The following is a 5,014-nucleotide window of genomic DNA, read 5'->3' as shown; positions in this document are numbered from 1 at the left end:
CACGCCATTTTATCCCCGCAGTCCCTACGCTTGTGCGAAAGTTTACGGTCACTGGCAAACAATCAACTATCGGGAATCCTACGACTTATTTGCCTGTAACGGCATTTTATTTAACCATGAATCCCCCCGGCGGGGAGAAACTTTTGTCACGCGCAAAATTACCCGCGCTTTGGCCCGAATTATCGCCGGACAACAGAAAAAACTCTATCTAGGAAATCTCGATTCTAAACGGGATTGGGGTTATGCTAAGGATTATGTGCGGGCGATGTGGTTAATGTTACAACAGGAAGAACCGGATGATTATGTGGTGGCGACAAATGAAACCTATTCTATCCGGGAGTTTCTCGATATTTCTTTCCAATACGTTAATTTAAATTGGCAGGATTATGTGGAGTTTGATGAACGTTATTTGCGTCCGGCGGAAGTGGATTTATTGATAGGAGATTCTACAAAAGCCAGGGAGAAATTAGGCTGGCAGCCGTCGGTAACGTTTGAGGGACTGGTAAAATTAATGGTAGATGCGGATTTAGCGGCTTTGGGGATTAATCTTAATAACGGTGGTGATAGCCAACAGTTATTAAAAGATTTGGCCTATCTTCGCAATCGTTCGATGACAACTGTGGATTAAAGAGGTGAAAATATGCTCAATTTAAGCGAACAGAGAATCGTCGTCACCGGGGGGGCCGGATTTTTAGGTCGGCAAGTAGTTAATCAATTAATTGCAGCGGGGGCAAATCCCGAAAAAATTACAATTCCTCGGTCAAAGGATTGTGATTTAAGAGTTTGGGAAAACTGTCAACGTTTAGCCGACCAAGAAGATTTAATTATCCATTTGGCTGCCCATGTGGGAGGCATCGGTCTCAATCGGGAAAAACCCGCCGAATTATTCTATGATAATTTGATGATGGGAACCCAATTAATTCACGCTGCCTATCTAGCAGGAGTACAAAAATTTGTCTGTGTGGGGACAATTTGTGCCTATCCAAAATTTACTCCAGTACCTTTCCATGAAGACGATTTATGGTCAGGATATCCCGAAGAAACCAATGCGCCATACGGGATCGCTAAAAAGGCTTTATTGGTACAATTAGAGTCTTATCGTTTGCAGTATGGTTTCAACGGAATTTATCTTTTACCGGTAAATTTATACGGGCCAGAGGATAATTTTGATCCGGGTAGTTCCCATGTAATTCCTGCTTTAATTCGCAAGGTTTATGAGGCACAACAACGGGGGGATAAACAACTTCCTGTCTGGGGAGATGGTAGTCCAACCCGGGAGTTTCTCTACTCCACCGATGCAGCACGCGGCATTGTCATGGCCAGTCAGTTCTATAATGAATCAGACCCGATTAATCTTGGTACAAATTATGAGATTTCTATCAAAGATTTAGTCGAATTAATCTGTGATTTAATGGGTTTTGATGGCGAAATTGTTTGGGAAATAGATAAACCGAATGGTCAACCGCGACGCTGTTTAGATACAACCCGCGCTCAGGAAAAATTCGGTTTTGTTGCTCAAATGGAATTTAAAGAAGGTTTGCGAAAAACCATTGAATGGTATAGGCAAAACGCCGCTTAGTTCAGATAGCTGGTGTGTTAGATAAATAACTAACACACCAGATTTTTTTTAGGTTACTGACCGGTAAAATCAGAACGAAGGGTTAATTTTAAATCTTCCTTGGGGTTAATTGACAATAATTCCACCGATTCTCCTCGTAATAACCAGCCGGCTAATACTTCTAATCCTCCTCCTCGTAATAATCCCTCGCTAACCGGTTGGTCAGAGATAAAGGAAGCGAGGACAGAAGCGGCGGATTTTCCTAATACTGCACCGTGGATAATTTTATCGGGGTTAACTCCTTTAATTATCCTTTCTAGACGAGTGAAAACTGCCGAAATAGCATCGATAGATTTTTCTTGGGGTTGAGGGGTTTTTAAAAAGATTTTTTGGGATAGAAAACGCGAACCTTGACCGTCAGGTTTAATTTCTCCGATAATCTGACTACCATCGGGAATAATTGTCTGTCCTTGGGAATTTTTGATATTATCGGTGACGGTCAGAGATAAAGAAAAAGTTTCTTGTTTGGTTAAAAGAATTTTTTTCCCTTGCTCGTATTTTACAGGGATGTCTGTGCCGGCAGGAATTAATTGATTATTCCCCAAAAGAATCGGTTTAATCGGGTTAATTGGGGCGAATTGACGTGCGATCGCAGGAGTCAAAGAGAGGGAGACCACAACGAAAGAAGCACTTAAAAGCATTGTTAATAGGGTCAGAGGATGATGACGACCCTGCTTTTGAAAATATAGCATCTTACCCTTGAGTTTCCTAGTGGGAGCGAATTAAAGACAGAGACGAAAGCGGGAAAAAGTTTGTTTCCAAGCAGGAAAATGCGGGAAAAAGGAGAATTTTAGCAAAAAATAACTGATATTTCCGACTAATTGCCAGTTGTTAGTTTAGTTGGTCTATTGAAACGCCAAAACTCTTGATTTGTCCGCAGTTCTTAGTTTTACACGGTCAATGGATAACAATAACTATTTCTGAGCAAATTATAGGTTCACTCCTATCAAAAAAAAATCACCCGATCGAATTAAAATCTGTGAAAAAATGTAACAATTGTGACAAAAAACTGAGGGAGTGGGGAATTATGAATTAAGAATTATGAAGTGGGAAGTGGTGAGTGGTGCGCTTGTACTAATCTAATACTCAGTTTAAATGCAGTAAAGCCTACTAAAGATAGAAATAGAGAGAGTGAAAGATTGCTAGACTACTAGGGGTGGGTAGCTAAAAAAGTCTCTCCTCTAACCGCATAATGACACAATTAATACTAAATCCGCTGAGTATAGGCTATTTATGAGGACAGGCAAAAGGCAAGAGGCAAAAGGAGGAATAAATAATCAGTCTTTAATAACTGGATTTAGTATAACTTTAATTTTTGCGATCGAGTAAACCAAGAATATTCTCCCCGATCACCCGTGAACTTGATGCTGTTGCTAAAATAATCTTCATAAGTCCCCAAGCTACCGAAACGAGCAAAGAGAGAATCGCCACTTTATCAATTAATCAATTATGGATTTACTCGAATACCAAGCCAAGGAAATATTTGCTCAAGTAGGTATCCCCATTTTACCTTCCCAACCAATCCACGAACCGGGGGGACTAAAAAGATTAAACATTCCCTATCCTATCGTGCTGAAATCCCAGGTACGCACGGGAGGCCGGGGAAAAGCAGGAGGAGTGAGATTTGTCGCTAATACCATTGATGCGATCGCTGCTGCCCATGCTATCTTTCATTTACCGATCGCCGGAGAATATCCAGAGGTAATCTTAGCAGAAGCCAGGTATAATCCGCAACAGGAGATATTTTTAGCCATTTTACTCGATTATCATCTGCAAAGACCGGTTTTACTGGGTGCGAGTCAAGGGGGGATGGATGTGGACAGTTTACTGGCAACCATGCAAAAAGTGGTCATCGAAGCGAGATTTTCCCCCTATCTCTGTCGGCAATTAGCCGTATCTATGGGTTTAAGAGGGTCTTTGATCGAGTCTATCAGTCAAATTCTCGAAAAAATGTATAGTCTCTTTGTCAGCAAAGATCTCGATATTATCGAGATTAATCCCCTGGGTATCAACGAAGCCGGGGAAGTGATGGCCCTAGATGGCAAAATAAGTGTTAATGATGCCGCTTTAGCTAGACATCTCGATCTTCTGGCCTTGACCCCTCCCCAATTACAATCCCCTTGGTCGATAATTGATCAAACTGGCCAAATAGCCGTGATCAGTAATGGCCAGGGTTTGATGTCCACTGTCTGGGATGCCTTAGCCAGCAAGGAGGCAAAACTGGCAGCATGGCTTATACTGGAGGAAAGACTAGAATTAGAGCAATTAAACGAGCAAATAGAGGCTGGTCTGCAACAATTCCAACTATTGCCTAATTTAAAAGTGGTTATCGTTGATATTATCAGTTATCCCGACTTTGGCCAAAAAGCGATCGAGAGTATTAGCCATTACTACCGCAGTTATAGCCCATTATCACCCAGCCGGGGCAGCGGCGAACGAACGATCCGGGCTACCCGACAGGAAAGACAAACCTTGGAACCCCGCTCTTTTCTCAATCCCACCCTACCACAAATAATTTTTCGCGTCCTAGCTGACAGCAAAGCGATCGATCTCAGTCAGAGTTTAGCTGATGTTAACTTTCATTGGTTAGAGTCTTTAGAAGAGGTAGTCAGTTTACAACAAAGCTCTCCATGTCAGAACACAAGCTTGGTATGAAAGACAAGAAAGAGTAGGATATGTTCAAACTTCTTCAATGTTGACCGATTGGAAAAAACAAGAAGAATTAAACTTTCTCAATGAAGTAAGCTGTGTACCCTTACAACAAGGGTTAAGACATTTACAAACAGCTTTTACTAACTTCTTTGCTGGTCGTAATAAGTATCCTAACTTTAAGAAAAAACATCAGGGAGGAAGTGCCGAATTTACCAAATCTGCTTTTAAATTTAAAGACAAACAAATCTATTTAGCTAAATGCACAGAACCTTTACCTATTCGATGGTCAAGACAAATACCAGAAAGCTGTGAACCAACACAGTAACAGTCAGATTACATCCATCAGGACGCTGGCATATCTCAATAAGATTTGATGACCCAACGATTAAGCCTTTACCAGTAACAGATAAAGCCATTGGAATTGACTTAGGAATTAGTAGCCTAGTAATTACCAGCGACGGCGATAAAGTATCTAATCCCAAGCATTTTAAAAAGCATTATCGGAGACTGCGAAAAGCGCAAAAAAGTCTTTCTAGAAAACAGAAAGGGTCAAAAAATCGGGAAAAAGCGAGAATCAAAGTAGCCAGAATTCACGCTCAAATTACTGATAACAGAAAAGACCATTTACACAAGCTAACCACTCAATTAGTTCGTGAAAACCAAACGATTGTGGTTGAGAATTTAGCCGTCAAGAATATGGTCAAAAACCCGAAATTATCTCAGGCAATATCTGATGTAAGCTGG

The 5,014-nt window shown here is 41.1% G+C and carries 4 protein-coding genes and 1 pseudogene; 4 read left to right on the top strand and 1 reads right to left on the bottom strand.

The window, feature by feature from the left end; all coding sequences use genetic code 11:
- Both LW728_RS22880 and LW728_RS22875 read left to right on the top strand, forming a co-directional pair.
- A partial coding sequence (locus tag LW728_RS22880; protein WP_287768470.1) for a GDP-mannose 4,6-dehydratase occupies positions 1 to 628 on the top strand: 628 nt, incomplete at its 5' end.
- Positions 629 to 640: 12 nt separating this feature from the next.
- Positions 641 to 1,579 carry a GDP-L-fucose synthase family protein gene (locus tag LW728_RS22875; RefSeq protein ID WP_002803221.1) on the top strand — a complete coding sequence of 313 codons (939 nt, stop codon included), beginning with the start codon at positions 641 to 643 and terminating at the stop codon, positions 1,577 to 1,579.
- A gap of 53 nt (positions 1,580 to 1,632) precedes the next feature.
- On the opposite strand, the gene LW728_RS22870 is transcribed toward LW728_RS22875, so the two are convergent.
- A complete protein-coding gene (locus LW728_RS22870; protein WP_002803220.1) occupies positions 1,633 to 2,310 on the bottom strand; it encodes a hypothetical protein in 678 nt (225 codons plus the stop codon).
- A gap of 757 nt (positions 2,311 to 3,067) precedes the next feature.
- On the opposite strand from LW728_RS22870, the gene LW728_RS22865 reads away from it, so the two are divergent.
- Positions 3,068 to 4,273 (top strand): ATP-grasp domain-containing protein, encoded by a 1,206-nt coding sequence (locus LW728_RS22865; RefSeq protein ID WP_287768467.1) that lies wholly within the window; start codon positions 3,068 to 3,070, stop codon positions 4,271 to 4,273.
- Positions 4,230 to 5,014: pseudogene (locus LW728_RS22860) on the top strand (RNA-guided endonuclease InsQ/TnpB family protein); the annotation flags it as partial. The gene LW728_RS22865 and the pseudogene LW728_RS22860, both read left to right, overlap by 44 nt.

It is taken from the genome of Microcystis sp. 49638_E5, assembly GCF_021300285.1.
Classification (GTDB): Bacteria; Cyanobacteriota; Cyanobacteriia; order Cyanobacteriales; family Microcystaceae; genus Microcystis; species Microcystis aeruginosa_C.
The sequence above is the reverse complement of the archived record's forward strand: the minus strand, read 5'-3'. Positions and strand labels throughout refer to the sequence as shown.